We start from the raw sequence: 24,330 nt of genomic DNA, 5'->3' as shown, positions 1-24,330 counted from the left end.
GGCTAAAATCCCCCGGTCTGACGGACGCAACCGGAGACATAGCAGGATCGGAACCGGAGTTGCCAGTCCGGCCGTCTAGTTCACGAAGCTGATGCCGCGCGCCTCGCGGCCGAACGCCGTGAATACTGCGATCAGAACCGCGACCACCGCCGCGACACAGGCGAGAGCGAAGGCATAGTTGCCGCCGTAATGCGCGGCGATGCCGGCCTGGAGTGGCGCATTGACCGAGGCAATGAGATTGCCGAGCTGGTAGACGAAGCCCGGAAAGGTGCCGCGGGCATCGGCGGGCGACAGTTCGTTCAAATGCACGGGGATGATGCCCCAGGCGCCCTGCACCATGAATTGCATCAGGAATGCGCCGAGCGCCAACAGTGCGATGCTGCTGCCATAGGCCCAGAGCGGGACCACCGGCAGGGACAGGAGCGCGGCGGCGATGATGCAGCGCCGGCGGCCATAGCGTTCGGAGAGCACGCCGAACAGCAGTCCGCCGCAGATGGCGCCGATATTGTAGATGATCGCGACCAGGCTGACCTGGTGCGGCGAGAGCTTGTGCTGCAGCTCCAGGAAGGTCGGGTAGATGTCCTGGGTGCCGCGGCTGAAGAAATTGAACGCGGTCATCAGCACCACCGCGTAGAGGCCGAGCCGCCAATGCGAGCGCAGCAATTGCAGCGTGCCTGCGCCGCCAGCGGCGCGGCCTTTCGCAAAGGCTGGCGATTCCGGCACGCTCCGGCGGATATAGAGCACGAGCAGCGCCGGAATCACGCCGACCATGAACATGCCGCGCCAGCCGATCAGCGGGAACAACGACCCGTAGACGATCGAGGCGAGGAAATAGCCGGTGGGATAACCGGATTGCAGCAGGCCGGAAACCAGGCCGCGCGCGTGTGGCGGCACCGTCTCCATCGCAAGCGAAGCCCCCACGCCCCATTCGCCGCCCATTGCGATGCCGTAGAGCGCCCGCAGCAACAGCAGCGCGGTCAAGCTCGGCGCGAAGCCGGAGGTAAATTCGAGGATGGAGTAGAACAGCACATCGATCATGAGGGTCGGACGGCGGCCCCAACGGTCCGCGGCGCGACCGAACAGCAGCGCCCCGATCGGTCGCATCGCGAGCGTCAGCAGGATGGCAAAGCTGACATCGGCAATATCGGTGCGGAACTCGGCGGCGATGTCCTTCAGCACGAAGACGAGCAGGAAGAAGTCGAATGCATCCAGCGTTCAGCCCAGAAAGCTCGCCGCGACGACGTGTCTCTGCTCGCTGGTCCAGCCGGCGACGGGCGCCGCCGCTTCGGATGCGGAAACGTGACCGGCGATCGTCGGCATGCGGCGGCCGTCCCCCTATCCTGGCGCCACCACCCGATCACCGCGCCGCGAGCCTGCGGCGGGCAACGGCCGCGGGTCAGGCGTTGCGTTGAGGCGCTGCGCCTGACACCGGTGCGCTGGCGTTTGCCTTCAGGGCTGCGTTGCCCGCAGCTCGATCGTCACCGGGCTGGCGGTGCGCTTGGGTGCGTGCTCGGCCGGCAGTTGCAGCACGCGGGCGCGCTGGCCGGTGGCGAGGTCCGTGACCTTGACGATCCGGCCGTTGGAGAATTCCAGCGCGTCGTGATGTTCGGTCGGCCTATTGGTATCGACCTTGCGGAAGCGGGCGAGATGCGCACCGACCTTGCGCCGGAAGAACAGGCCCTTGATGCGGACGTCGTCGTCGAACGCGAGCTCGGTCCCCGGACGCAGGCAAACCGCGGTCAAAGGGTCTTCTTTGCTGCAGAAGCCGCGGGTCTCGGTGCCCGGAAAGCGGCAGGACATCAGCACGTCGGAAATTTCGGCATCGCGGGACGAGACGGTATGCAAGCTGTAGTCACACATGGCGAAGAACTCCTCATGCCACCAGCACTGAAGGCCGCAACGGCAGACATCGGGAGTTGTTCCATGTAGAGCGAGCTTTTCGGCGCCGTCGCTCTCGCCGGATACCGCTCCCGCCGCCGGCTTGCCAGCGGCGGGGCGATCGGATCGCGCCCTCAGGTCAGGTGCGCGGCTTCTTCGGCCTCGATCTCGTCATCGACCGCGCCCCAATGCGAGGCGTCCTTGATGGTCGGATCGATCAGTTCGCCGCGGGCAAGTGCGAGAGGCGATTTCCAGTACAGCGCGATATTGTGGAACGGGTCGGTCAGCACCTTGAACGCCCAGGTCAGTCCCGTTCCGACGTCCTTGATCGCGAACAGCTGGATGGTCCGGAACAGGCTGCCGCCGATCCCGACCGCAAGCCAGAGCAGGCCGACATGACGGACGAAGTCCATCCGGCTCACGGGCGAGGAGAACAGGCCGAACAGGGTCGGAAACACGAACAGCATCACCGGGACCATGCCCCAGACCAGCAAGAGCACAATCTTGCGCTTCTGATTGTAGCCGACCTTGATGGTCTCTTTGTACTCGTTGGTGACTTCGTTCACTTTGTCATAGCCGTTCGGCTCGAAGAAGAAGTGGCCGGTTTGCCGTGTCAGCATCGCGAGCCATCCGATCAGGCCGGCCATGGCCGGATCCTTGAACAGGAGGGCATAGGTGACCAGGAAGATCACCGCGCTGATCAGGTGGAGCGTCTGATTGATCCGGCTCTGATGATAGTAGCGGTAGTCGTCGAAACGCTGCGTTTGCAGGGTCCTGTAGTAGCTCGCCATGCGAATCCCCGTGCCGTTGTGGAGTGCGAGGCGAGCCGTAAAGCGCTTCAGTGAAGGTTGCGTGACATTATGATGTTGTCACAATGAAAGCGATCGCGCCGTGGATTATTTGTTGCATATGCAACTAAGTAGCTGGTCACTATCGAGGCGCCGATCAGGCAAAGTGCCCGCAGCGGAGCAATCCCGTCATTGATCCAGGTCAAAGGACGTCGGCCAAAGCGACCGCGGCATCGAAGAAAATGGCTGCTGCAGTCGGGTCGTCAGGTCGGAAGACGAGGGAGCGGTCGAACGGCTTCTCTCTCGGTGGGTCTCGGTGAGGCGTCGTTGTAGCCGGCGCTATTGGTTTCAACCGGCTGGTCGAGGGCCGGCACCTCCAGCGCCGGGGTCACGGCGTTCTCGATCGGCATGGCGGGCCGCGCGTGGGCGGGCGCATCCGCGGTGCAGTCAACAGCGCCATGTGGCACTCCGTCGGAGCCCGCCCGCTGGCGCCCGGTGCGGTTGCAGTCGATCTCACCATTCGCCGTACGAACGGGGAGGGGGCTCGCTGAGCGGGTGGATGCCAAGTCCGGATGCCAAGTCCGCATGTCAATGCCTGGATGCCAAACCTGGATGTCAAGGCTTGAATGTCGGGACTTGGATATCGCGGCTTGGATGCATTGCCTGGATACCAAGGCTTGATCCCGGTGGTCGCCGCGCTATATCGACGGTGCCTTCCAAAACCATTTCCTTGAGCTGACGCATGACGATGACCGACACCGCCACCGTGTCCCACCAATTTCAAGCCGAGGTCTCCGAGCTCCTGAATCTGATGGTGCACTCGGTCTACTCGGAGACCGAGATCTTTCTGCGCGAGCTGATTTCCAATGCCTCCGATGCCTGCGACAAGCTGCGCTATGAGGCGATCGCCAAGCCGGAACTGATCGGCGGCGGCGAAGCGCCGAAGATCCGCATCATCCCGAACAAGGCGGCCGATACCCTGACCGTCGCCGACACCGGCATCGGCATGGACCGGCAGGAGCTGATCGACCATCTCGGCACCATCGCCCGTTCCGGTACCAAGGCGTTCGTGCAGAAACTGGCTGAGGCCAAGGACGGCACCGGCCTGATCGGCCAGTTCGGCGTCGGGTTTTATTCCGCCTTCATGGTCGCAGACCGCATCGTCGTGACCAGTCGCCGCGCCGGAGCGGATGAGGTCTGGACCTGGTCGTCCTCCGGCGGCTCCGGGTTCGAGGTGGCGCCGGCCTCCGAGGCGGACGCCAAGCGCGTCACCCGCGGCACCGAGATCGTGCTGCATCTGAAGGAGGACGCCAAGAAATATCTCGAGACCTACGAGATCGAGCGTATCGTCACCGCCTATTCGGATAACATCCAGTTCCCGATCGAACTGGTGCCGGAGGAGGGCGAGCCGCGCCAGATCAACTCCGCCAGCGCGCTGTGGCAGCGCTCGAAATCGGAACTCTCGGCCGACGACTACAAGCAGGCCTACAAGTCGATCGCGAACGCATTCGACGAACCGGCCTTGACGCTGCATTACCGCGCCGAGGGCCGCTACTCCTACGCGGTGCTGCTGTTTGCGCCCTCGACCAAGCCGTTCGACCTGTTCGAGCCGGCGCGCAAGGGCAAGGTGAAGCTCTACGTCCGACGCGTCTTCATCACCGACGAGGCGGATATCCTGCCGGCCTATTTGCGCTTCATCCGCGGCGTGATCGACAGCGAGGATCTGCCGCTCAACATCTCGCGCGAGATGCTGCAGAACAATCCGCAGCTCGCGCAGATCAGAAAGGCCGTCACCGGCCGCGTGATCGGCGAGCTGGAGCAACTCGCCGAGAAGGACGCCGACAACTTCGACAAGATCTGGGACGCCTTCGGAGCCGTGATCAAGGAAGGCCTCTATGAAGATTTCGAGCGGCGCGACAAGCTGCTTTCGCTCTCGCGCTTCACGACGACGACAGGCGAGCGGCGGTCGCTGAAACAGTACGTCGCGGACCTCAAGCCCAACCAGACCGAGATCTACTTCCTGGTCGGCGACAGCGTCGAGCGGCTGAAGTCCAATCCGCGGCTGGAGGCAGCGAAAGCGCGCGGCATCGAGGTGCTGCTGTTGACCGATCCGGTCGACGCCTTCTGGACCTCGGCGCGGCTGGAGCATGACGGCAAGCCGCTGAAGTCGCTGAGCCAGGGCGACATCGATTTCGATTTGATCCCACTCACCGAGGACAAGACCGAGGACGAGGCCAAGCCGGCCGCCAATGAGGCCGAGACCATCGCGCTGATCAAGGCGAGCCTGGGCGATCGCGTCACCGACGTCAAGGTCTCGACCCGGCTTACCACCAGTGCCTCCTGTCTCGTCGCCGGCAGCCATGGTCCGGACCGTGAGCTGGAGCGCATCCTGTCGCAGCAGGCACGCGGTGCACGCTCCAAGCCGATCCTCGAGATCAATCTGCGTCACCCACTCGTGGTCGCCATTGCGAAGGCCGCCGCCGACAAGGCCAAGGTCGACGACATGTCGTTCCTGCTGCTGGAGCAGGCCCAGATTCTGGATGGCGAGTTGCCCGAGGACCCCGCGGCGTTCGCGGCCCGGCTCAACCGGTTGGTGGTGCAGGGCGTTACGGCCTAATCCGTCTTGCGGACATCCAGCAGCGCGACGACGTTGCGCCAGCGGACCGATTCCGCAGCGACGACGGCGTTGTATTCGCTGACAGTGCCGGCGAGCGGGATTGCGCCCAATTCGGCGTAGTGTTGCCTGATCGCGGGATCGGCTTGTGCCGCATTGATCTCGCGGTTCAGCAACTCGACGATCGGTCGCGGCGTATCGCGCGGCACCGCCACACCATAGAAGCCCGACGTTGCGAAGCCAGGCAGCACGTCGGCGATGGGAGGCAGGTCTGGCAGCCTCTCCGATCGGGTCTGGGTCGTGACCGCAATCGCGCGGAGCTTGCCGGCTTTGACCGTCTCCAAGGCGGATGCAGCGTTGTCGAAAGCGGCGTGAACATGGCCGGAGGCGACATCGACCAGCGCGGGAGAGGAGCCGCGATAATGGACGATCGTCCACTTGATCCCGGCCTTGCTGCGGAACAGTTCTGCCGACAGATGCTGGACGGTGCCGGGCCCCGCGGTGCTGACGCTGAGCTTGCCGGGATTGCCCTTCGCATAGGCGACAAACTCGGCCAGGTTGCGCACCGGCAGATCGTTATTGACCAGCAGCAGCAGCGGCATCCGGGCCATGCCGGCGACCGCCGCGAGGTCTTTCGTGACGTCGAACGGCAGCGACGGATCGAACGAGGTCCCGATGAGATTGGCGGTCGAGGTCGCCAGGATCGTGTAGCCGTCCGGCGCGGCCTCGACCACGCTTCGGGTGGCGACATTGCCGCCGGCACCTGGACGATGTTCAAGCGTGAAGGGTTGGCCGAGACGCGCCGTCAGCAGTTTGCTGATGGGGGTGGACAGCTGGTCGGTGGCTCCGCCGGGTGCGAACGGAATGACCCAGGTGACCGGCCGGGTGGGATAGGGCTGGGCCCAAGCCGGAAGCGCAGCGGCAACGGGGCTCGCGGCCATGGTGGCCCACGCTGCGGAACGCAGCCAGGCACGTCTGGTAAACGTCACATCCTTGGTGGTTTCCGTTAAGGTTCCATCGCGCATGCCGGCCTTGCTTTGGCATGTTTCACCGATATGCAGCCTACACGCGAATTCCCTCAACTTCGTAAAGGAAGGACGTCGCATTCGCGTCTGGCCTGATCGTTCCGGGTTAACCCTGCCGGTTAACGGCTATGCAGGCCGTGGCCGCCTATATCGGGGCGAGACAGGTGGTGGTCGGCAATGAATTCAGGGCTTTGGGATCGATCGGCGGAACGGCCGCGGTCAGGCGGGCTGCCGTCGACGGCGAAGACCTGGCTGAAGGCAATCGAGCTGACCTCGCGCATCGAGGCCGAACCGGCGCGGCTGTTCGCCGACATCATCGACGGATGGGCGGAAGCGGCGCCGCAGCGGCCGGCGCTGATATCGGAAGGTGAAAGCTTCAGCTATCGCGAGCTTGCGGCGCGCATCAACCAATATGCACGCTGGGCGCTCGCAACCGGCATCGCGCCGGGCGATACGGTCTGCCTGATGGTGCCGAGCCGGCCGGACTATTTGGCGGCATGGCTTGGCATCAGCCGGGTCGGCGCTGTGGTCGCGCTGATCAATACCAATCTCGTCGGCGCCTCGCTTGCGCATTGCATCAACGTCGCCAAGCCCTTGCACGTCATCCTCGCCGACCACTTCGCGGAGTCCTATCAGGAGGCCGCGCCGCTGATCCCGGCTGCCCCCACGATCTGGACCTATGGCGAGCATCGTAGCGCGACAAACATCGCCGCGGCGCTCGCGCTGATCGACGATAGGCCCTTATCTGCGGCGGAACGGCGTGGCACCACCATCAACGACCGCGCATTGCTGATCTACACCTCCGGCACGACAGGTCTGCCGAAGGCCGCCAGCATCAGTCACCGCCGCATCCTCAATTGGGGTGGCTGGTTCGCAGGACTTACCGGCGCCACGCCGGAGGACCGGCTCTATGATTGCCTGCCGCTCTATCACTCGGTCGGCGGCATCGTCGCGCCTTGCTGCATGCTGCGTGCCGGCGCGAGTGCCGTTCTGACCGAGAAATTTTCCGCGCGCCATTTCTGGCGCGACATCGTTCGCTACGACTGCACGCTGTTTCAGTATATCGGCGAGCTCTGCCGCTATCTGTTGAAGGCGCTGCCGTCGGAGCTCGATCGCGCCCATCGTTTGCGGCTCGCCTGCGGCAACGGCCTGCGGGGCGACATCTGGGAGGCCTTTCAGGCCCGCTTTGCGATCCCGCAGATGCTCGAATTCTACGCCGCGACGGAAGGCAATTTCTCGCTTTACAATGTCGAGGGCCGGCCTGGCTCGATCGGCCGCGTGCCGTCGCTGCTCGCCCACCGCTTCCCGGCCGCGATCGTCCGGATCGACCAGGATACGGGTGGACCGATGCGCGGCGCGGACGGGCTTTGCAGCCCTTGCGCGCGCGGTGAAATAGGCGAGGCGATCGGACGGATCGGCACGGCCGATTCCGGCGGCGGCCGTTTCGAGGGTTACACTGACGCCGGCGAGACCGAGAAGAAAATCTTGCGTGACGTCTTTTCACACGGCGACGCTTGGTTTCGCACCGGCGACCTGATGCGGCAGGACGAGCAGGGCTTCTTCTATTTCGTCGATCGGGTTGGAGACACCTTTCGTTGGAAAGGCGAAAATGTCGCGACCGGCGAGGTCAATGCCGCGATCCTGCAATGTCCCGGTGTGATCGAAGCCGCAACTTACGGCGTGGTCGTGCCGGGCGCCGACGGGCGTGCCGGCATGGCCGCACTGGTGACCGGCGGTGATTTCGATCTCTCAGCCTTCGCCGTGGAGCTTGCGCGCCGGCTGCCGGCCTATGCCCAGCCGGTCGCCTTGCGCATCGTCCCTTCGCTCGATGCGACCGAGACTTTCAAGCAGAAGAAGCAGCAATTGATGGGCGACGGTTTCGATCCGGGAATCGTCCGCGATCCTTTGTTTGTCAGAAATGCCGCGACCGGGAATTACCATCCGCTCGATGCGGCGACCTATGGGAGGATCGCAGCCGGGGAGATCAGGCTATGACGAGATCGGGCGAGGGCCACCTTCAGTAGCAAGCGCTGCAATGCATTTACCAAGGCGATGAAAGCTCGGGCTGGTCCCGTGTTCCCTTCACCTTTTCCGCCTATGATTCGTCCGGTCAATTTTGATGCAAAAGCGGGTTCATCCATGTCAGTAAGGTTAAAGATCATTGCGGCGATGAAGCAGATTGCCGAGGAGCAGAAGGTCGAGCTGCCCCCGCTCACCGACGATCTGACGCTCAACGAAACCGGCTTCGATTCGCTTGCCTTCGCGATCCTGGTGGCGCGCCTGGAAGATGATCTCGGCGTCGATCCCTTCACGCTCGCCGAAGATGCGATCTTCCCGTACACCGTGGGCGATTTCATCAAGGCCTATGAGAATGTCCCCGCGTGAGGTCTTTGCGCTGCGCGACCATCTCGGCGCCGGATTGACGGAGCGTACGATTTCCGACCCGCGGCAGCCGTTGTCGCTGGGCGAACTCGCGGCGCGGAGCTGCATTGGCGGCCGCGGCGGCGAACTCGATGGGCGCGCGGTGCTGCTCGCCACCTCCGGCCAACTGCTGGCCGGCTTTGCGATGATCGAGATCGACGGCGTGGCGAGCCGGATGCTGCTCTGCCCGCCCGATCTCAACCCCGAGCACCTGGCGAGCGTGATCGCCGATGCCGAAATCGATACGGTCGTGACCGATCAGCCGGAGCGCTTTGCGGAATTCGGCTCCGATCGTGTGCTCACGGTGGGCCTGCCGCAGCCCGCCGACAGCCCCGTGCAATCGACGCGCGCAACCGAATGGCTGATGCTGACGTCGGGGACCTCCGGCGTGCCGAAGATCGTCGGTCACACGCTCGAAGGTCTCTGCGGCGCGATCATCGGCGACAGTCCGGCGCCGGGCGCAACGCCGGTTTGGGCCACCTTCTATGACATCCGCCGCTATGGCGGCCTGCAGATATTCCTGCGTGCGATCGTCGGCGGCGGCTCGATGGTGCTGTCCGATCCGGATGAGGCGCTGTCCGATCATGTCGCTCGGCTGAAAGCACGCGGCGTCACCCATATCTCCGGCACGCCGTCGCATTGGCGCAAGCTGCTGATGAGCGGCGCCGCCAAAGACTTCGCGCCGCGCTATGTGCGCCTGTCCGGCGAGATCGCCGACCAGGCGGTGCTCGACGCGTTGGCTCAAGCGTTTCCGCACGCCTCGATCGGGCACGCCTATGCTTCCACCGAGGCGGGGGTCGGCTTCGCCGTCAATGACGGGCGTGAAGGGTTTCCGGCGAGCTTCGTGGATGAAGGTGCTGGCCAAGCGCGCGGCGTCGACATGAAGGTCGTCGACGGCTCGCTGCGCATCCGTTCCAAGCGCGCTGCGCATGCCTATATCGGCCGCAATGCGGCCGAACTCACCGATGCGGATGGCTTTGTCGATACCGGCGACATGGTGGAGCTGCGCGGCAACCGGTACTACTTCGTGGGCCGCCGCAACGGCATCATCAATGTCGGTGGCTTGAAGGTTCACCCCGAGGAGATCGAAGCCGTCATCAACCGTCATCCGGAGGTGCGGATGTCGCGGGCCAAGTCGCGGAAGAGCCCGATCACCGGCGGCATCGTCGTCGCCGACGTTGTGCTGACGGAGGAGAGTGACGCGAGCCGCGCGGCGGGGATCCGCGATGAGATTATGGCCGCGTGCCGTGAAAGCCTCGCGCCGCACAAGGTGCCGGCGATGATCCGCTTCGTGCCGGCGCTCGACGTCACGCCGGCCGGCAAGCTGGCGCGCACCGATGCGTAACGTCCTGGTCACCGGCGGCAGCCGCGGCATCGGCCTTGCCCTCGCGCGTCGGCTGGCAGGTGCCGGTTACGACGTCATCGCGGTGGCGCGTCGCGAGAGCGAGGAGTTGCGTGCGGCGGTTGCCGAGTTCAGCGCCGCCAGCTCTGGTATCCAGTTTCGCGCCTGCGACTTGAGCGCGATCGACGCGATCCCGGCCTTCGTCAAATCGCTGCGCGACGAGTTCGGTCCGCTTTATGGCCTGGTGAACAATGCCGGCATCGGGACCGAGGGATTGCTGGCCACCATGCACAATTCCGAGATCGAGGCGCTGGTGCGCCTCAACGTGCTGGCGCCGATGATCCTCACCAAATACGTCGTTCGCCACATGATGGCGGCCGGCGAGGGCCGCATCGTCAACATTTCCTCGATCATCGCCGAGACCGGATATAACGGCCTGTCGGTCTATGGTGCGACCAAGGCGGCCGCCAACGGCTTCACCCGGTCGCTGGCGCGTGAGGTCGGCAAGGTCGGCATCACCGTGAATGCGGTCGCGCCCGGCTTTATCGCAACAGAGCTGACGCAGAGCATGGATGACGCACAGCGCCAGCGCATCGCCGGCCGCAGCGCGCTGCGGCGGCTGCCCGACGCTGACGATGTTGCTGCGATGGTCGAATATCTGCTCGGCGAGGGCGGCCGCAACGTCACCGGAACCGTGCTCACCGTCGATGCCGGCAATACGGCCTGACGGAGCTTGCGTCCGGGTCGCAATCTCGCGTTCCCTCCCGTTGATTTTCCTCAAGTGACGGGTTGCGATCGGCAGCGATAGTGCAGGTCTTCTTCATGGAATCCTGCCGGTCATGCTCGAACGTATTCTGCGGTGGAGTCTCGTTGCGATCGCTGTGGCCGGGCTCGCTGCCGGCGGCATTGCTCATGCGTTCGCGCGGCCGGACCTCGCGGATGTCGCATTTACAGTGGCGACCGTGCCGGTGATTATCGGCCTGATCGTCTCCATCATCAGGGATTTTCTTGCCGGCCGTGTCGGCGTCGATGCGATCGCTCTGGTCTCGATGAGCGCGGCCATCATCCTGCGCCAGCCGCTGGCCGGTGCGGTCGTGGCGCTGATGTACGCCGGTGGCAATGTGCTGGAGGATATCGCGGTTGCGCGCGCCGAACATGATCTGCGCGCGCTGGTCGACCGGGCCCCGCGCGAGGCGCATCGTCGGATCGGCGGTCACATCCAGGATGTGCCGATTGCCGATGTCGCCATCGGCGATCTCCTGATGGTGCGCGCGGGCGAGATCGTGCCGGTCGATGGCGTGATCGAATCCGAGGTCGCTGTGGTCGACGAGTCAGCGCTGACCGGGGAGCCGATCCCGGTCAACAAGCCGCACGGCACGGGGATCCTGTCCGGCTCGTTGAACGCGGGTGAGACGTTCGAACTGTCGGTGACGGCGACCGCGGGCGAAAGCACGTATGCCGGGATCGTCAAGCTGGTCACCGCGGCACAGACCGCGAAGGCGCCTTTCGTGCGGATGGCGGATCGCTATGCGTTGATCTTCCTGCCGGTGAGCCTTGCGATTGCCGCCTTGGCCTGGCTCGCCTCGGGCGATCTGACCCGCAGCCTTGCGGTGCTCGTCGCGGCGACGCCGTGCCCATTGATCCTGGCAGCCCCGGTCGCCTTCATCGCCGGGGTGGCGCAGGCGGCGCGCCGTGGCATCCTGGTCAAGGGCGGCGGCAAGCTCGAGGCGCTCGCGCGTGCGCATACCGTTCTGTTCGACAAGACGGGTACGTTGACGGTTGGCGGCGCGCGCCTGCTGTCGGTCGAAGCGGCGCCCGGCGAGGACGCCGATGCCGTGCTGCTGCTCGGCGCCTCGCTCGAGCAGGCTTCGCATCACGTCGTGGCGCATGCCATTGTCGAAGCGGGCCTGGCGCGCGGCTTCAAGCTCAAGGTCCCGGAGCAGGTGCGGGAGACCCTGGGTTCCGGCCTCCACGGCATGATCGAGGGCCGCGAGGTCAGCGCGGGCTCGCGCGATCTGATCCTGGCAAGCGGAAATCCCGCGCCTTGGGCGGCGCGTGCGATCCGGCGCGCATCCTGGCGCTCGGCGCTCGTCGTCTTTGTCGCGGTGGAGGGGCGGCCAGTGGGCGCACTCCTGCTGGCCGACGAATTGCGCCCCGACACGCCGCGTGCCATTCGCCTGCTCCGGCAAGCCGGCGTCGCGCGCATGGTGATGGTAACCGGCGACCGTGCCGCGGCCGCGCAGGCGATCGGCGCGGCGCTCGATCTCGATGCCGTGCTGGCCGACCGCGTGCCCGCCGACAAGGTCGATGCGGTCAGGACCGAGCAGCGCCTGCATCCGACCATCATGGTCGGCGACGGCATCAACGATGCGCCGGCGCTGGCCGCCGCCGATGTCGGGGTCGCGCTCGGCGCGCGTGGCGCCAGCGCCTCCTCGGAGGCTGCCGACGTCGTGATCCTCGCCGATCGGCTCGACCGGGTCGGCGAAGCGATCATGGTCGCGCAGCGAGCGCGGCGGATCGCGCTGGAAAGCATCGCGATCGGGATGAGCCTCTCCTTCCTGGCCATGGGCGCCGCGGCGTTCGGCTGGCTGCGGCCGGTGCCGGCCGCGCTCATCCAGGAGGCGATCGACGTCGCCGTCATTCTCAACGCGCTGCGCGCATTGCTGCCGCCTTATCGCAGCAGCTCCGGGCAGATGCCCGTCGAGGCCGGGCGCGAGCTTCGGCACGACCACCAGGCGCTGATCCGCGGCCTCGATCGGCTCAGGGCGATCGCCGACGCGCTGGACGAGGCGGCTGCCGAGTCGGCCCCGGCCCTGATCGCCGAAGCCAATCGCCTGGTGCAGGATCAGGTGGTCGCGCATGAACGCGACGATGAAGGCGCGATCTATCCCAGGCTCGCCGCGTTGCTACAGGAGAGCCATGGACTTTCGGCGATGAGCCGCGCCCATCGGGAGATCCTGCATCTGGCGCGGCTGCTGGCGCGCATCGCCGAGGACCTTCCGTCGGAAAAGATCGATCGCTATCTGGTCCGCGACGCCCAGCGCGTGATCGAGGCCATCGAGACGCTGGTGCGGATGCACACCGCGCAGGAGGACGACATCTACGAAGCCGTGGTCGAGCGGACCGCCGCCTGAGCGCGGTGCTCACCGCGAATATTTCGGCCGGTCGAGCCGATCTTTGGAGAACTCCGGCGGACCCTCGATCAGCCGCCGGATGCGGCGCTCGCGTTCGTCTGCCGGCAGATCCGGGGCGAGCATTCGCTCGAGCTGCTGGGCGACGATCTGCTCGAGTGCGATCGAATCGCAGACGGATTTGCGCGGACTGGCTGCCGGCGCTGAGGCCTGCAAGCCGATTTCCAGCAGGCGGCGGATACCATCAGCCCGCGTGATCTCCTGCGTTTCTGCCCAGGCGTCGATTTTCGCGGTCAGCTGTTGCGACAGCTTCACCGCGCTGACGGCATCGTGTCCAAGCCGGACGGCGGGACGAAGCTCATTTCTCGCGTCGAACACGGGCGTCGTCTGTCTGTTGCACATGGCAGCCTAGATGGGTTTGACGGAACGGGATTTGATTCCAATCAATGAAGCTCCGCGCGGGCATCGACCGTCCGGTCGCTTGCCGGCGCGAACTGGTTGATCACCATGCCGGGCAGGGTTAGGGACCTGCGGCACGATCACAAGTGAGACGGCAACGGGCTTGGCATGCGCTTCCTGCAAACTTTCCAGCTGTTTGATTTCCTTGACACCCTGGTCAGCCTGCTCACGGCCTTCGTGCTCGGGACCTTGATCGGGGCCGAGCGGCAATATCGGCAGCGCAGCGCGGGCCTGCGCACCAATGTGCTGGTGGCGGTCGGGGCTGCGGCCTTTGTCGATCTCGGCAACCGTCTCACCGGTGCGGACGGCGCAGTGCGGATCATCGCCTATGTGGTGTCGGGGATCGGCTTTCTTGGTGCCGGGACGATCATGAAGGAAGGCATGAATGTCCGCGGCCTCAACACCGCGGCGACCTTGTGGGCCTCGGCGGCGGTTGGCGCCTGCGCCGGCGCCGATTTGATTGCGCAGTCGGCGGCGTTGACGCTCTTTGTGCTCGCCGGCAACACGCTGTTGCGGCCGTTGGTCAACGCCATCGACCGTATCCCTCTCACCGAGAAGCACTCCGAAGCCAATTACGAGATCGTCGTGACCACGGACGGCTTGCGGGCCGCTGAGATACGGGAGGCGATCGACGAGCGGCTGGAGGCCGCCAAATACCCGGTTCGCGAGACCGAGGTGGCCTACCGCTCCCCGGACAATGTCGAGATCACGGCGCTGCTGGTGCCGCTCGCGGTCGAACCGGGCGATCTCGACCGCGTCACCGCCGAGCTCTCCAAATTGCCGGGGGTACGTCATGCCACCTGGAATGTCAGTGCGCTGGAGTGACTGAGCGCTTGGGTGGAATGATCGATGATGCAGGGGACGACTTCGCCGGAAGCCGTCGGTCTCTCATCGGAGCCGGACGAAACTGGCTGGTCGTCCAAAAACACACCCAAAAATTCACCCAACTGGTCTGGCAAGGCCGGAATCCGTCCCCTCGGGCCGGTCATCGATCAGGCGCGAAATGTTCCATTCGTCGTGTGAACCATGGCTGAATGCCACGGGCGTCCGCTGCTCATAACAGTTGCCCCCATCGCGTGCCGGAATGCCCCGGAGAGACCGTTCATGCGGCGACCCCGACCGCCATTGTATCGGAACCATGATAGGTGCGCCGCGAAATAATGCAACCTAAGATTTTGATCTGGCGAAGGTAAACGGTCAGTGTCCGCCGCGGGCGTAAATTTCGTAAAAGCCGAGGACGATCTCGCAGGCGATGAGGATCACCACGATGATCTCGAGCCGGAGCGAACGCTTGGTGTCGATGATGTCGGCGAGCGCCGTCGCGGTCTCCGCGATCACCGAGAGCTTGCGGTTCAGGGTCTCGACGCGCTCGCTCAGCTCGTATTCGTCCTCCAGCCGCGCATAGAGCCGTTCGAGGTCCGGCCGATCCCACAGCACGTCCGGCTTCTCGCCGACGGCGACGCGCCCTGAGACCCGATGCTGCACCAAGAGGGCCTCGCCGAGCAGCTTCAGCATCGCTGTGCCGCTCCGCGAACTGCGTCCGAACATGGCAAGCTCGCGCGCGAACGGTTCGATCGTATCGAAGACGTTGGCGACCTCGCGCTCGCCGCGCCCGAGTACGACACTCTTGGCAAGCGCATCGGCGACGACGAGCAGCCGCTCGAGCGAGAACTCCTTGACAACGATCGGTCCGCCGACAGGTATCGGTTCTTCGGCCTCGCGCGCCACCTGCACTTTCGCGGTCTCTTCCTCGGGGGGATTGATCAGCCCGAACAGCCGCGGCCTCAAGCGTTCGAGAAACTCGGTCTCCTCGGCCGCCGACATGCCGATGAACACGACGACGCCATAGCGAAACACCACAGCCACGCCGCTCGATCCGATGCCGACTGCAAGCGGCGTCGCGGACAGCACCTGGCCCTCGAAACCCGCGGTATTGATGCGATCGGCGATCTGCAGCGCGCGGGCGGAGAGCTGTGGGGCAGGTGGGGTTTGGGTCATCCCTTCAGCCTAGCAGGGGCGGAGCGATATTTCGACGACAACGCGCGTGCGGCGGCCATCGGCCTTGCTGCTGGCCAATGTCGGGTTCAGACCTGATGCGGCGTGAACCGGCTTGACAGCTGCAGCCGTAGCTCCTCTCTGAGGTCGCAACCGAGACAGATCGTCCATCCATGTCGAGCACGAGCGCCGCCGATTTCTACGCCGCCATTCCGGTCTTCCGCGGCTTCGCCCGGCTGATGGAGCCGTCGCTATATCGGCCGCTGCCTGACGATTGGACGGTCGGCGTCGCCGATATCGTCGACTCGACGAAGGCCATTGCCGACAAGCGCTACAAGGCTGTCAACATGGCAGGCGCCGCCGTCATCGCCGCCGTGACCAACGGCTTGGGTGGACGGGAATTTCCGTTCGTGTTCGGTGGCGATGGCGCGAGCTTCGCAGTCGCGCCGGGCGATGTCGATCGCGCACGCGCCACGCTGGCCGCAACCGCGACCTGGGTGCGCGAAGATCTGGGACTGACCATGCGCGTGGCGCTGGTGCCGATGGCGGCGATCCGCGCCCAGGGGCTGGACGTGCGGGTGGCGCGTTACGGTCCGTCCGCCAATCTGTCCTATGCGATGTTCTCCGGCGGCGGGCTCGGCTGGGCGGAGGCGGCGATGAAACGCGGCGAATTCGCCGTGCAGCCGGCGCCCCCCGGCACGCAGCCGGATCTCTCCGGCCTGTCCTGCCGGTTCGAGGAAATTCCGTCCGCGCGCGGGCTCATCCTCTCGGTGCTGGTACTGCCGGCGGAAAGCACTGATCCGTCGGACTATCGCAACGTGATCGAAGAGATCATCGCGCTGGTCGAGCGCAGCCCCGACTCCGGCAGGCCGGTCCCGGCGGGTGGGCCGGCGCTGAAATGGCCGCCCCAAGGTTTCGGCTACGAGGTCCGTGCATCGCGCGGCGGCCCCTTGGTCGCGCGCTGGGTTCGTGTGCTCGCACGAACGCTGTTCGTCTATGCGGTCTTTCGTTTCGGCATCCGGATCGGCGGCTTCGTACCGAAGCTCTACAAGCAGCAGCTGGTCGAGAATTCTGACTTCCGCAAATATGACGACGCGCTGCGCATGATCCTCGACTGCACCGAGGAGCTTGCGCAGGCGTTGAACAACCGCCTGGCGGATGCCGCTTCACGCGGTATCGTGCGCTACGGACTGCATCGGCAGGATGCCGCGATGATGACCTGCTTTACGCCCTCGGCACTGCGCCCCGATCATGTGCACTTCATCGACGGCGCGCGCGGTGGTTATGCGTCGGCTGCGACCGCGCTGAAGGCGGCGGTCACAGCTTGACCGCACTTAGTGCGCGCGCGTCCAGGTCTCGCCGCCGCAGAGTGCGCCGACGCAGCCTTCGACCTTGAGCGCTTCGGGGCCGGCGACGGAGATGTGGCTTTCGTAGCTCTGGCCATCATCGGCATTGTAGATCTTGCCTGACCATCGGTTGGCCCCGTCCGGGTGCACGCCGATGAACAATTGCAGCCCCATGATCGGACGCTGGCGCAGCTCGCGATCCGGATTCTTGTCGTCGACGGCGGGCTTGGCGGTGCCCGGATCGATCGGCTGCTTGAGCCAGACCACATTGCCGCACAGGTTGGCGCCACATTTGCTGACCTTGATCTTTGCGTCGCCCGCTTGCGTCAGCCAGGTCCCGGTCGGATCGTCGGCCGCCAAGGCCGGATGCGCGGCTCCCATCAACGCCGCGAGCGCAAGAGCAAGAATATTCAATTTCGCAATCATGATACCCCCCGGATCAGGACGATGTCCATAACAGCAAATTGCGTCGATGCAACCGGCCGCGGCTGTTTGTCCAATGCCGCCGCATCACGATGAGTTGCGCATTTCGCTGTCGGCATCTTGCGGTGCTCTTTCGCCGGTGCTCACCATGGCAGGCCGCAGAGATCGATCGTGCCGCGTGTCGGCGCGGTGCGCTTGAGATCGTGAACGTGAGGTCCAATCGCGTCGAAGCGCACGCGTCCTTTGTCCGGCTGCTCGACATAGACGTCGCCTTCGAACGGCATGAAGCCGCGCGCCATGTAAAACGGTGCACGATACGGCTCGCAGAACAGGATCGCGAAGTTCACGGAATCCTCATGCCTGAAAGTCTGGATCGCGGCGTTCAGCGCAATCGTGGCAAGCCCGCGATTGCGCACGTCCTCGCGCGTCATCACACCGCCGATGCCGCCGACATTGATCTTCTGGCCATTCCAGGTCACGACGCGGCGATAGAGGCCGACGTGGCAGACCACGTCGCCGGCCTCGTCCTGCACCAGGACGCGGAGATCGGCATGGGCAAAGCTGATACCTGCCCAGGGTAATGTGGCGACGACCTCAGGCGGCCAGACCGCTTGATAGAGAGGGTGAACCAGCTCCCAAGAGGCGGCGCCATTGAGGACCTCGATCTCGATGCTCATCAAAGCGGCTCGCTTTTTCCAAAATCACAGTGTTTTACACTCCTGGAACCTTCTATAAGGAGGTCCCGTTAAATCCCCGTCTTCCCACAAGTTGCGGAAACCACCCCATGACCTTTACTCTTCCCCCGCTCCCTTACGACTATGAAGCCCTTGGCCCCTATATGTCGAAGGAGACGCTCGAATATCACCATGACAAGCATCACCAAGCCTATGTGACCAACGGCAACAATGCGATCAAGGGGACCGAATTCGAAGGGAAGTCCCTCGAGGAGATCGTGAAGGGCTCGTTCGGCAAGAATCCTGCCGTGTTCAACAATGCCGGCCAGCACTACAACCACATCCACTTCTGGCAGTGGATGAAGAAGGATGGCGGCGGCAGCAAATTGCCGGGCCGCCTCGAGAAGAAGATCAACGAAGATCTTGGCGGCTTCGAGAAATTCAAGGCGGATTTCGCCGCGGCCGGCGTCGGCCAATTCGGCTCGGGCTGGTGCTGGCTCCAGGTCAAGAACGGCAAGCTGGAAATTTCCAAGACCCCGAACGGCGAGAATCCGCTGGTGCATGGCGCCACCCCGATCCTCGGCTGCGACGTCTGGGAGCATTCCTATTACATCGATTATCGCAACCGCCGTCCGGACTACCTGAAGGCCTTCGTCGAAAGCCTCATCAACTGGGATTATGTCGACGAGCTCTACGGCAAGACGATCTGATCCGCGCCGCTATGGTGCGCGAAGAGGGCGGCGGCTTCGGTCAGCCGCCCTTTTTGTTGGGGGCGGTTCTTGTCAGAGGCGCAGGATTGCGGCAATTTTTTTCTCTGTTGACCGCCTTTGGTGGCATGCCGTGTGTGCGAATGACGTTGCGGGGATGAGGTTCAGGTGAAGCAGTTGTTGGGTTACGTGCTGGTGTTTTTCGGGGGCGGGATGGGCGCCTCAATTCGACACGCGGTGAACATGGCGAGCGCCAAGGCGCTCGGCACGGCCTTTCCGTTCGGCACGCTCATCATCAACGTCACGGGCTCGATCGTGATGGGCCTGATCGCCGGCTATCTCGCCTTCAAGGGCGGGGCGACCCAGCACTGGCGGCTGTTCCTGATGACCGGCATTCTCGGTGGCTACACCACCTTCTCCGCCTTTTCGCTCGATACCGCGCTCCTGTACGAGCGTGGGGCCGTGGGGCTCGCCGCCCTCTATGTGCTGGGATCGGTCGGGCTGTCGATCGCCGGATTGTTCGGAGCGCTCGCGCTGGTGCGGTACCTCACTTGAGGCCTGGCCTCGCCCGGGGCGGGCAGCCGCTGCCGTGGACAGCTGTAACGTTATAATATAACGTTAGTCTATGGTGTCACACGATCTTCATACCCACGCCCATCCCCACCCGCATGCGCACAGCCACGGGCCGGCCATGCCGCATCCGGCGCAGGCCGCGCCGTGGTCGATCCTGCGGATGCCGGCCACCGCGCGGCTCGCCGCGGCCCTGGCGGCGAGCGCCGGGCTGTGGGTGATCGTCTGGCTTGCGATGCGCTGACGCCGATGACCATGCAGCTGCAATTTCGCGATGTGACGCTCGGCTACGACCGGCATCCCGCCGTGCATCACCTTTCCGGCGACGTCGCTGCGGGCAGCCTGCTGGCCGTGGTCGGTCCCAATGGGGCCGGCAAGTCGACGCTGTTCCGCGGCATCGTCGGCCTGCTCAAGCCGTTGGCGGGCGCCATCAGCACCGGCGGCCTGGACCGGCGGAGCATCGCCTATCTGCCGCAGATCGCCGATATCGACCGCACTTTCCCGATCTCGGTGTTCGATTTCGCCAGCACCGGCTTGTGGCGCTCCGTGGGTCCATTCGGCGGCATCGGCAAGGCGGCCCGGGCGCGGATCGCACAGGCGATCGCTGCCGTCGGCCTCACCGGCTTCGAGACCCGCGGCATCGGCACGCTGTCGGGCGGCCAGATGCAGCGCCTGCTGTTCGCGCGCGTGCTGCTGCAGGATGCGCGGATGATCGTGCTGGACGAACCGTTCAATGCGATGGACACCAGCACCTCGACCGACCTGTTGCGGCTGGTCGAGCGCTGGTACCAGGAGGGGCGCACGGTGGTGGCGGCGCTGCACGACCTCGACATGGTCCGCGGGCACTTTCCGCAAACGCTCCTGCTCGCGCGCGAGCCGGTCGCCTGGGGGCCCACGGCAGACGTGCTGAACGCCGACAATCTCGCGACGGCACGGCGGATGTGCGAAGCGTTCGACGAGAAAGCGAGGGCCTGCGTGCCCGACCAGCTTCCGTCACAGGCGGCATGATGATCACCGACGTCCTGATCACGCCGTTCTCAGACTTCGCGTTCATGCGCCGCGCGCTGGCGGCGGTGATCGCCTTGGCGCTCGGCTCGGGGCCGATCGGCGTGTTTTTGATGCTGCGCCGGATGAGCCTGATGGGTGACGCCATGGCGCATGCGATCCTGCCGGGCGCGGCCATCGGCTTTCTGCTCTCCGGCCTCAATTTGTTCGCGATGACGACGGGCGGCCTGATCGCCGGCTTCACGGTGGCGCTGCTCTCGGGCCTCGTGTCACGCTCGACCGGGCTGAAGGAGGACGCTTCGCTCGCGACCTTCTATCTCGCCTCGCTTGCGATCGGTGTCACCATCGTCTCGGTGAAGGGCACTAATATCGACCTGCTGCACGTGCTATTCGGCAACATCCTGGCGATGGATGATCCGACACTGCTGATGGTCGCCAGCAACGCCACGCTCACGCTGCTCGTGCTGGCGGTGATCTACCGCCCGCTGATGATCGAGAGCGTGGATCCCCTGTTCCTGCGCACGGTGAGCCGGGCCGGCGCACCTGCGCATCTGGTCTTTCTCGGGCTGATCGTGGTCAATCTCGTCAACGGCTTCCAGGCGCTCGGCACCCTGCTTGCGGTCGGGCTGATGATCCTGCCCGCGGGCATCGCCCGGTTCTGGTCGCGCGATATCACGCCGATGATCTGCATCGCCGTCGCGGCCGCGATCGTCTCCGGCTATGTCGGGCTGGTGCTGTCGTTCCAGACCCGGATTCCTTCCGGCCCGGCGATCATTCTGGTCGCCGCGCTGATCTATCTCGCCTCGGTGCTGTTCGGGCGCGTCGGCGGCGTGCTCCCACAGCTGTTTCCCGGGCGCCATCTCGAAGCCTGATGAGCCTTGCCATGCGACGTTTCTGCTTAGTCCTCAGTGTTGCGTTGTTCGGTCTCGTCTCGGCGCATGCACATGCGGATGCGCGGCTTAATGTCGTCGCGAGCTTCTCGATCCTCGGCGATTTCGTCCGGCAGGTGGGTGGCGACAAGGTCAATGTCACCACGCTGGTTGGGCCTGACAGCGATGTCCATGTCTACACGCCGACGCCGCATGATGCGAAGGATGTGGCCGAGGCGCGGCTCTTGGTCGTCAACGGTCTCGGCCTGGAGGGCTGGCTGCCGCGTCTCTTGCAGGCCTCCGGAGCCAAGGCCCGGATCGTGACGGTGACCCAAGGGATCACGCCCCGGAAGCGCGGCGCCGATGCTGATCCGCACGCCTGGCAGTCGGTCAAAAATGCGATGATCTATGTGACTGATATCCGCGATGCGCTGGTCGCGGCCGATGCCGCCGACGCCGACACGTTCAAGCGGAACGCCGATCGCTATCTGGCCGAGCTCGACGGTTTGGACCGCGAGGTCCGCGCCGAGATCGAGAAGATCCCTCCCGAGCGGCGCAAGGTGATCTCGACCCACGACGCCTTCGGCTATTTCGCCGACGCTTACGGTGTGGAGTTCATCGCTCCGCTCGGTGTATCCACCGAGACCGAGCCGAGCGCGCGCGACCTCGCCGGCATCATCGCGCAGATCAAGCGCGCACAGATCCCCGCGGTCTTTCTGGAGAACTTCAATGACGATCGGCTGATCAGCCGGATCGCCGCCGAAACCGGCGCCAAGGTCGGCGGCACCCTGTACTCAGATGCCCTCAGCGAGGAAAACGGCCCGGCACCCACTTACATTGCGATGGTCAGGCACAATATAAAGGCCTTGACCAGCGCGCTCGGCCGCTAGGCCGGCGGCCTATGTTCAGCGCGGCAAATCGATTTCGAATGCGAGCTACTTCCCGGAGCGAATATGTCTGACGTGACCTCCCAGAAAGTCCCCGTGACCGTATTGACCGGCTATCTCGGTGCCGGCAAGACCACGCTGCTGAACCGCATTCTCTCCGAGGACCATGGCAAGAAATACGCCGTCATCGTCAACGAATTCGGCGAGATCGGCATCGACAACGACCTGATCGTCGGCGCCGACGAAGAAGTCTTCGAGATGAACAATGGCTGCATCTGCTGCACGGTGCGCGGCGATCTCGTGCGCATCATCGAGGGCCTGATGCGGCGCAAGGGCAAGTTCGATGCGATCATCGTCGAGACCACCGGCCTCGCCGATCCGGCCCCGGTGGCGCAGACCTTCTTCGTCGACGAAGACGTGCAGAAGAATGCCCGGCTCGACGCGGTCGTCACGGTGGCCGACGCCAAATGGCTGTCGGATCGGCTGAAGGATGCACCGGAGGCCAAGAACCAGATCGCCTTCGCCGACGTGATCGTGCTGAACAAGACCGACCTCGTCTCCGGGGGAGAACTCTCCGAGGTCGAGGCGCGCATCCGCGGCATCAATCCCTACGCCAAGCTGCATCGCACCGAGCGCTGTCAGATCGCGATAGCGGACGTGCTCGAGCGCGGCGCCTTCGATCTCGACCGCATCCTCGAAATCGAGCCCGACTTCCTGGAAGCCGGCGACGATCACGACCACGACCATCATCACCACGATCATGACCATGGCCATCACCATCATCACGGCCATGATCACGGCCATGGCTTGAGGCACTATCACGACGAGGAGATGCAGTCGCTGTCGCTGCGGACCGACAAGCCGCTCGATCCGATGAAGTTCATGCCGTGGCTGCAGAACCTGGTGCAGACGGAGGGCGGCAAGATCCTGCGCTCCAAGGGCATCCTGTCGTTCCAGGACGATGATGATCGCTACGTGTTCCAGGGCGTCCACATGATGCTGGAGGGTGATCACCAGCGGAGATGGAAGGAGGGCGAGCCGCGTGAAAGCCGCGTCGTCTTCATCGGCCGCGAATTGCCGGAACAGGCCATTCGCGAAGGTTTCGAGCGCTGCATCGTGACGTGATGAGTTCGTTCGAGCCAGGCGGCGAGGCCGCATCCATCGTTTCGGTGACCGACCGGGTGAAGCCGGTCGAACTCGGCATGAACGTGACCGCCGTGCATTATCTCGGCGATCGCGCTGTCTTCGTCGGCACCGAGGAGAGCGTGGCCTTTGTCGATCCCGAAGGCGCGATGACGAAGGTCGAGGTGGTCGGCGGCGGCATTCTGTCGGCCGTGTCCGACGGCTCGCGGATCGTGATCGGCAGCGACGACGGCAAAGTCGTTGCAGTCGACGGCAAGGGCGCAGTGACCGCGCTCGCGACCGATCCGAAGCGGCGCTGGATCGATAATGTCGCCGTGCATACGGATGGCAGCGTGGCCTGGTCGGTCGGCAAGACCGCCTTCGTCCGCTCGCCCAAGGGCGAGGAGAAGTCGCTCGAAGTGCCCTCGACCGTCGGCGGACTTGCGTTCGCGCCCAAGGGGCTGCGGCTCGCGATCGCCCATTACAACGGCGCCACCCTGTGGTTTCCCAACATGGCGGGGACGCCGGAATTTCTCGCCTGGGCCGGCTCCCATCTCGCCGTCAGCTTCAGCCCGGATAACAAGTTCCTGGTCACCGCAATGCATGAGCCGGCGCTGCACGGCTGGCGGCTCGCCGACGGCAAGCACATGCGCATGACCGGCTATCCCTCGCGGGTGAGGTCGATGGCGTGGGGGGCGGGCGGCCGCTTCCTGGCGACCTCCGGCGCCGACATGGTGATCATGTGGCCCTTCGTCGGCAAGGATGGCCCGATGGGCAAGGAGCCGGCCATGCTGGCGCCGCTGCAGGCCAAGGTGACCGCAGTGGCCTGCCATCCGAAGCAGGACATCCTCGCCGCCGGCTATGAGGATGGCACCGTTCTGATGGTACGGATGCATGACGGTGCCGAGATCCTGGTGCGCCGCAACGGCACGCCGCCGGTGGTGGCGCTGGCCTGGAATGCCGCCGGAACCTGGCTGGCCTTCTCTGATGAAGCCGGCGCGGCGGGGCTGCTGAAGGTCTGAGACAAGTCGTAGGCGCGGCTCCCCCGGGAACCGCGTCCAGCGCCGCTCGTTG

At 64.8% G+C, this 24,330-nt stretch carries 24 protein-coding genes; 16 read left to right on the top strand and 8 right to left on the bottom strand.

Annotation, left to right across the window (positions count from 1 at the left end; translation table 11 throughout):
• Positions 1-75 precede the first annotated feature (75 nt).
• The 3 genes from QX034_RS07090 to QX034_RS07080 all read right to left on the bottom strand — a co-directional run bounded on the left by QX034_RS07090 (position 76) and on the right by QX034_RS07080 (position 2,669).
• Positions 76-1,212: an MFS transporter gene (locus QX034_RS07090; RefSeq protein ID WP_315727966.1), complete on the bottom strand. Its 1,137-nt coding sequence runs from the start codon at positions 1,210-1,212 to the stop codon at positions 76-78.
• A 237-nt stretch (positions 1,213-1,449) separates the two neighbouring features.
• The gene (locus QX034_RS07085; RefSeq protein ID WP_315707276.1) at positions 1,450-1,860 is read right to left on the bottom strand and encodes a hypothetical protein; all 411 of its coding nucleotides are present in this window, start codon (positions 1,858-1,860) and stop codon (positions 1,450-1,452) included.
• Between the two features lie 152 nt (positions 1,861-2,012).
• Positions 2,013-2,669: an Mpo1-like protein gene (locus tag QX034_RS07080; protein ID WP_315727546.1), complete on the bottom strand. Its 657-nt coding sequence runs from the start codon at positions 2,667-2,669 to the stop codon at positions 2,013-2,015.
• Between the two features lie 739 nt (positions 2,670-3,408).
• On the opposite strand from QX034_RS07080, the gene htpG reads away from it, so the two are divergent.
• The gene (gene htpG / locus QX034_RS07075) at positions 3,409-5,283 is read left to right on the top strand and encodes a molecular chaperone HtpG (RefSeq protein ID WP_315727548.1); all 1,875 of its coding nucleotides are present in this window, start codon (positions 3,409-3,411) and stop codon (positions 5,281-5,283) included.
• Here the strand turns inward: htpG and QX034_RS07070 are convergent.
• A complete protein-coding gene (locus tag QX034_RS07070) occupies positions 5,280-6,305 on the bottom strand; it encodes a Bug family tripartite tricarboxylate transporter substrate binding protein (RefSeq protein ID WP_315707302.1) in 1,026 nt (341 codons plus the stop codon). The two genes, htpG and QX034_RS07070, sit on opposite strands and share 4 nt — an antisense overlap.
• Before the next feature lie 177 nt (positions 6,306-6,482).
• On the opposite strand from QX034_RS07070, the gene QX034_RS07065 reads away from it, so the two are divergent.
• From QX034_RS07065 to QX034_RS07045, 5 genes are all read left to right on the top strand, one after another.
• Entirely contained in the window at positions 6,483-8,300 is a 1,818-nt protein-coding gene (locus tag QX034_RS07065; RefSeq protein ID WP_316195120.1) for a long-chain-acyl-CoA synthetase, read from the top strand.
• A gap of 144 nt (positions 8,301-8,444) precedes the next feature.
• A complete protein-coding gene (locus QX034_RS07060; protein WP_315707301.1) occupies positions 8,445-8,690 on the top strand; it encodes an acyl carrier protein in 246 nt (81 codons plus the stop codon).
• The gene (locus QX034_RS07055) at positions 8,677-10,071 is read left to right on the top strand and encodes a fatty acid--CoA ligase family protein (RefSeq protein ID WP_315744280.1); all 1,395 of its coding nucleotides are present in this window, start codon (positions 8,677-8,679) and stop codon (positions 10,069-10,071) included. The genes QX034_RS07060 and QX034_RS07055 overlap by 14 nt, the downstream gene beginning before the upstream one ends.
• Positions 10,064-10,795 (top strand): SDR family NAD(P)-dependent oxidoreductase, encoded by a 732-nt coding sequence (locus tag QX034_RS07050; protein WP_315707271.1) that lies wholly within the window; start codon positions 10,064-10,066, stop codon positions 10,793-10,795. Before QX034_RS07055 ends, QX034_RS07050 begins: the two co-directional genes overlap by 8 nt.
• A 112-nt stretch (positions 10,796-10,907) precedes the next feature.
• Positions 10,908-13,202, top strand: coding sequence for a heavy metal translocating P-type ATPase (locus tag QX034_RS07045; RefSeq protein ID WP_315707270.1), 2,295 nt, complete (start codon positions 10,908-10,910; stop codon positions 13,200-13,202).
• A gap of 9 nt (positions 13,203-13,211) precedes the next feature.
• Here QX034_RS07045 and QX034_RS07040 read toward each other — a convergent pair whose 3' ends face one another.
• Positions 13,212-13,601, bottom strand: a complete 390-nt coding sequence (locus tag QX034_RS07040) for a hypothetical protein (protein WP_409977551.1) — start codon at positions 13,599-13,601, stop codon at positions 13,212-13,214.
• A gap of 165 nt (positions 13,602-13,766) precedes the next feature.
• Between QX034_RS07040 and QX034_RS07035 the strand changes: the two genes are divergently transcribed.
• Positions 13,767-14,483 carry an MgtC/SapB family protein gene (locus tag QX034_RS07035; RefSeq protein ID WP_315707268.1) on the top strand — a complete coding sequence of 239 codons (717 nt, stop codon included), beginning with the start codon at positions 13,767-13,769 and terminating at the stop codon, positions 14,481-14,483.
• A 372-nt stretch (positions 14,484-14,855) separates the two neighbouring features.
• Here the strand turns inward: QX034_RS07035 and QX034_RS07030 are convergent, their stop codons facing one another.
• Positions 14,856-15,656, bottom strand: coding sequence for an RMD1 family protein (locus QX034_RS07030; protein ID WP_315707267.1), 801 nt, complete (start codon positions 15,654-15,656; stop codon positions 14,856-14,858).
• A 170-nt stretch (positions 15,657-15,826) separates the two neighbouring features.
• Between QX034_RS07030 and QX034_RS07025 the strand changes: the two genes are divergently transcribed.
• Positions 15,827-16,981, top strand: coding sequence for a DUF3095 domain-containing protein (locus QX034_RS07025; RefSeq protein ID WP_315764748.1), 1,155 nt, complete (start codon positions 15,827-15,829; stop codon positions 16,979-16,981).
• Between the two features lie 6 nt (positions 16,982-16,987).
• Here the strand turns inward: QX034_RS07025 and QX034_RS07020 are convergent, their stop codons facing one another.
• Both QX034_RS07020 and QX034_RS07015 read right to left on the bottom strand, forming a co-directional pair.
• Entirely contained in the window at positions 16,988-17,425 is a 438-nt protein-coding gene (locus QX034_RS07020; RefSeq protein WP_315707265.1) for a DUF2147 domain-containing protein, read from the bottom strand.
• Positions 17,426-17,565: 140 nt separating this feature from the next.
• Complete coding sequence (locus QX034_RS07015; protein ID WP_315744285.1) at positions 17,566-18,099, bottom strand: GNAT family N-acetyltransferase; 534 nt, start codon at positions 18,097-18,099, stop codon at positions 17,566-17,568.
• Positions 18,100-18,206: 107 nt separating this feature from the next.
• On the opposite strand from QX034_RS07015, the gene QX034_RS07010 reads away from it, so the two are divergent.
• The 8 genes from QX034_RS07010 to QX034_RS06975 all read left to right on the top strand — a co-directional run bounded on the left by QX034_RS07010 (position 18,207) and on the right by QX034_RS06975 (position 24,278).
• Positions 18,207-18,806: a superoxide dismutase gene (locus tag QX034_RS07010; RefSeq protein ID WP_315766880.1), complete on the top strand. Its 600-nt coding sequence runs from the start codon at positions 18,207-18,209 to the stop codon at positions 18,804-18,806.
• 165 nt (positions 18,807-18,971) lie between these two features.
• Positions 18,972-19,358: a fluoride efflux transporter CrcB gene (gene crcB, locus QX034_RS07005; RefSeq protein WP_315707262.1), complete on the top strand. Its 387-nt coding sequence runs from the start codon at positions 18,972-18,974 to the stop codon at positions 19,356-19,358.
• Between the two features lie 70 nt (positions 19,359-19,428).
• On the top strand, positions 19,429-19,617 hold the full coding sequence (locus QX034_RS07000; RefSeq protein WP_316224961.1) for a hypothetical protein: 189 nt from the start codon (positions 19,429-19,431) through the stop codon (positions 19,615-19,617).
• 5 nt (positions 19,618-19,622) lie between these two features.
• A complete protein-coding gene (locus QX034_RS06995; RefSeq protein WP_315744335.1) occupies positions 19,623-20,381 on the top strand; it encodes an ABC transporter ATP-binding protein in 759 nt (252 codons plus the stop codon).
• A complete protein-coding gene (locus tag QX034_RS06990) occupies positions 20,381-21,250 on the top strand; it encodes a metal ABC transporter permease (RefSeq protein ID WP_315744289.1) in 870 nt (289 codons plus the stop codon). The genes QX034_RS06995 and QX034_RS06990 overlap by 1 nt, the downstream gene beginning before the upstream one ends.
• Before the next feature lie 11 nt (positions 21,251-21,261).
• Positions 21,262-22,137, top strand: a complete 876-nt coding sequence (locus tag QX034_RS06985) for a metal ABC transporter substrate-binding protein (protein ID WP_315764742.1) — start codon at positions 21,262-21,264, stop codon at positions 22,135-22,137.
• A gap of 63 nt (positions 22,138-22,200) precedes the next feature.
• Positions 22,201-23,259: a GTP-binding protein gene (locus tag QX034_RS06980; RefSeq protein WP_315764740.1), complete on the top strand. Its 1,059-nt coding sequence runs from the start codon at positions 22,201-22,203 to the stop codon at positions 23,257-23,259.
• Complete coding sequence (locus QX034_RS06975) at positions 23,259-24,278, top strand: WD40 repeat domain-containing protein (protein ID WP_315764738.1); 1,020 nt, start codon at positions 23,259-23,261, stop codon at positions 24,276-24,278. The genes QX034_RS06980 and QX034_RS06975 overlap by 1 nt, the downstream gene beginning before the upstream one ends.
• Positions 24,279-24,330 lie beyond the last annotated feature (52 nt).

Origin of the sequence: Bradyrhizobium sp. SZCCHNR3119 (assembly GCF_032487775.1) — a bacterium.
GTDB lineage: Bacteria > Pseudomonadota > Alphaproteobacteria > Rhizobiales > Xanthobacteraceae > Bradyrhizobium.
This window is presented reverse-complemented; position numbering and strand designations above follow the sequence as displayed.

Coding starts and splice junctions, on each gene's coding strand:
- QX034_RS07070 (WP_315707302.1), bottom strand. CDS start 6,305: ATGCGCGATGGAACCTTAACGGAAACCACCAAGGATGTGACGTTTACC.
- QX034_RS07060 (WP_315707301.1), top strand. CDS start 8,445: ATGTCAGTAAGGTTAAAGATCATTGCGGCGATGAAGCAGATTGCCGAG.
- QX034_RS07025 (WP_315764748.1), top strand. CDS start 15,827: ATGTCGAGCACGAGCGCCGCCGATTTCTACGCCGCCATTCCGGTCTTC.
- QX034_RS07015 (WP_315744285.1), bottom strand. CDS start 18,099: ATGAGCATCGAGATCGAGGTCCTCAATGGCGCCGCCTCTTGGGAGCTG.
- QX034_RS07055 (WP_315744280.1), top strand. CDS start 8,677: ATGTCCCCGCGTGAGGTCTTTGCGCTGCGCGACCATCTCGGCGCCGGA.
- QX034_RS07040 (WP_409977551.1), bottom strand. CDS start 13,601: ATGTGCAACAGACAGACGACGCCCGTGTTCGACGCGAGAAATGAGCTT.
- QX034_RS06980 (WP_315764740.1), top strand. CDS start 22,201: ATGTCTGACGTGACCTCCCAGAAAGTCCCCGTGACCGTATTGACCGGC.
- QX034_RS07050 (WP_315707271.1), top strand. CDS start 10,064: ATGCGTAACGTCCTGGTCACCGGCGGCAGCCGCGGCATCGGCCTTGCC.
- QX034_RS07080 (WP_315727546.1), bottom strand. CDS start 2,669: ATGGCGAGCTACTACAGGACCCTGCAAACGCAGCGTTTCGACGACTAC.
- QX034_RS07085 (WP_315707276.1), bottom strand. CDS start 1,860: ATGTGTGACTACAGCTTGCATACCGTCTCGTCCCGCGATGCCGAAATT.
- QX034_RS07010 (WP_315766880.1), top strand. CDS start 18,207: ATGACCTTTACTCTTCCCCCGCTCCCTTACGACTATGAAGCCCTTGGC.
- QX034_RS07065 (WP_316195120.1), top strand. CDS start 6,483: ATGAATTCAGGGCTTTGGGATCGATCGGCGGAACGGCCGCGGTCAGGC.
- QX034_RS07020 (WP_315707265.1), bottom strand. CDS start 17,425: ATGATTGCGAAATTGAATATTCTTGCTCTTGCGCTCGCGGCGTTGATG.
- QX034_RS07030 (WP_315707267.1), bottom strand. CDS start 15,656: ATGACCCAAACCCCACCTGCCCCACAGCTCTCCGCCCGCGCGCTGCAG.
- QX034_RS06985 (WP_315764742.1), top strand. CDS start 21,262: ATGCGACGTTTCTGCTTAGTCCTCAGTGTTGCGTTGTTCGGTCTCGTC.
- htpG (WP_315727548.1), top strand. CDS start 3,409: ATGACGATGACCGACACCGCCACCGTGTCCCACCAATTTCAAGCCGAG.
- QX034_RS06995 (WP_315744335.1), top strand. CDS start 19,623: ATGACCATGCAGCTGCAATTTCGCGATGTGACGCTCGGCTACGACCGG.
- QX034_RS07045 (WP_315707270.1), top strand. CDS start 10,908: ATGCTCGAACGTATTCTGCGGTGGAGTCTCGTTGCGATCGCTGTGGCC.
- QX034_RS07035 (WP_315707268.1), top strand. CDS start 13,767: ATGCGCTTCCTGCAAACTTTCCAGCTGTTTGATTTCCTTGACACCCTG.
- QX034_RS06975 (WP_315764738.1), top strand. CDS start 23,259: ATGAGTTCGTTCGAGCCAGGCGGCGAGGCCGCATCCATCGTTTCGGTG.
- QX034_RS07000 (WP_316224961.1), top strand. CDS start 19,429: ATGGTGTCACACGATCTTCATACCCACGCCCATCCCCACCCGCATGCG.
- QX034_RS06990 (WP_315744289.1), top strand. CDS start 20,381: ATGATCACCGACGTCCTGATCACGCCGTTCTCAGACTTCGCGTTCATG.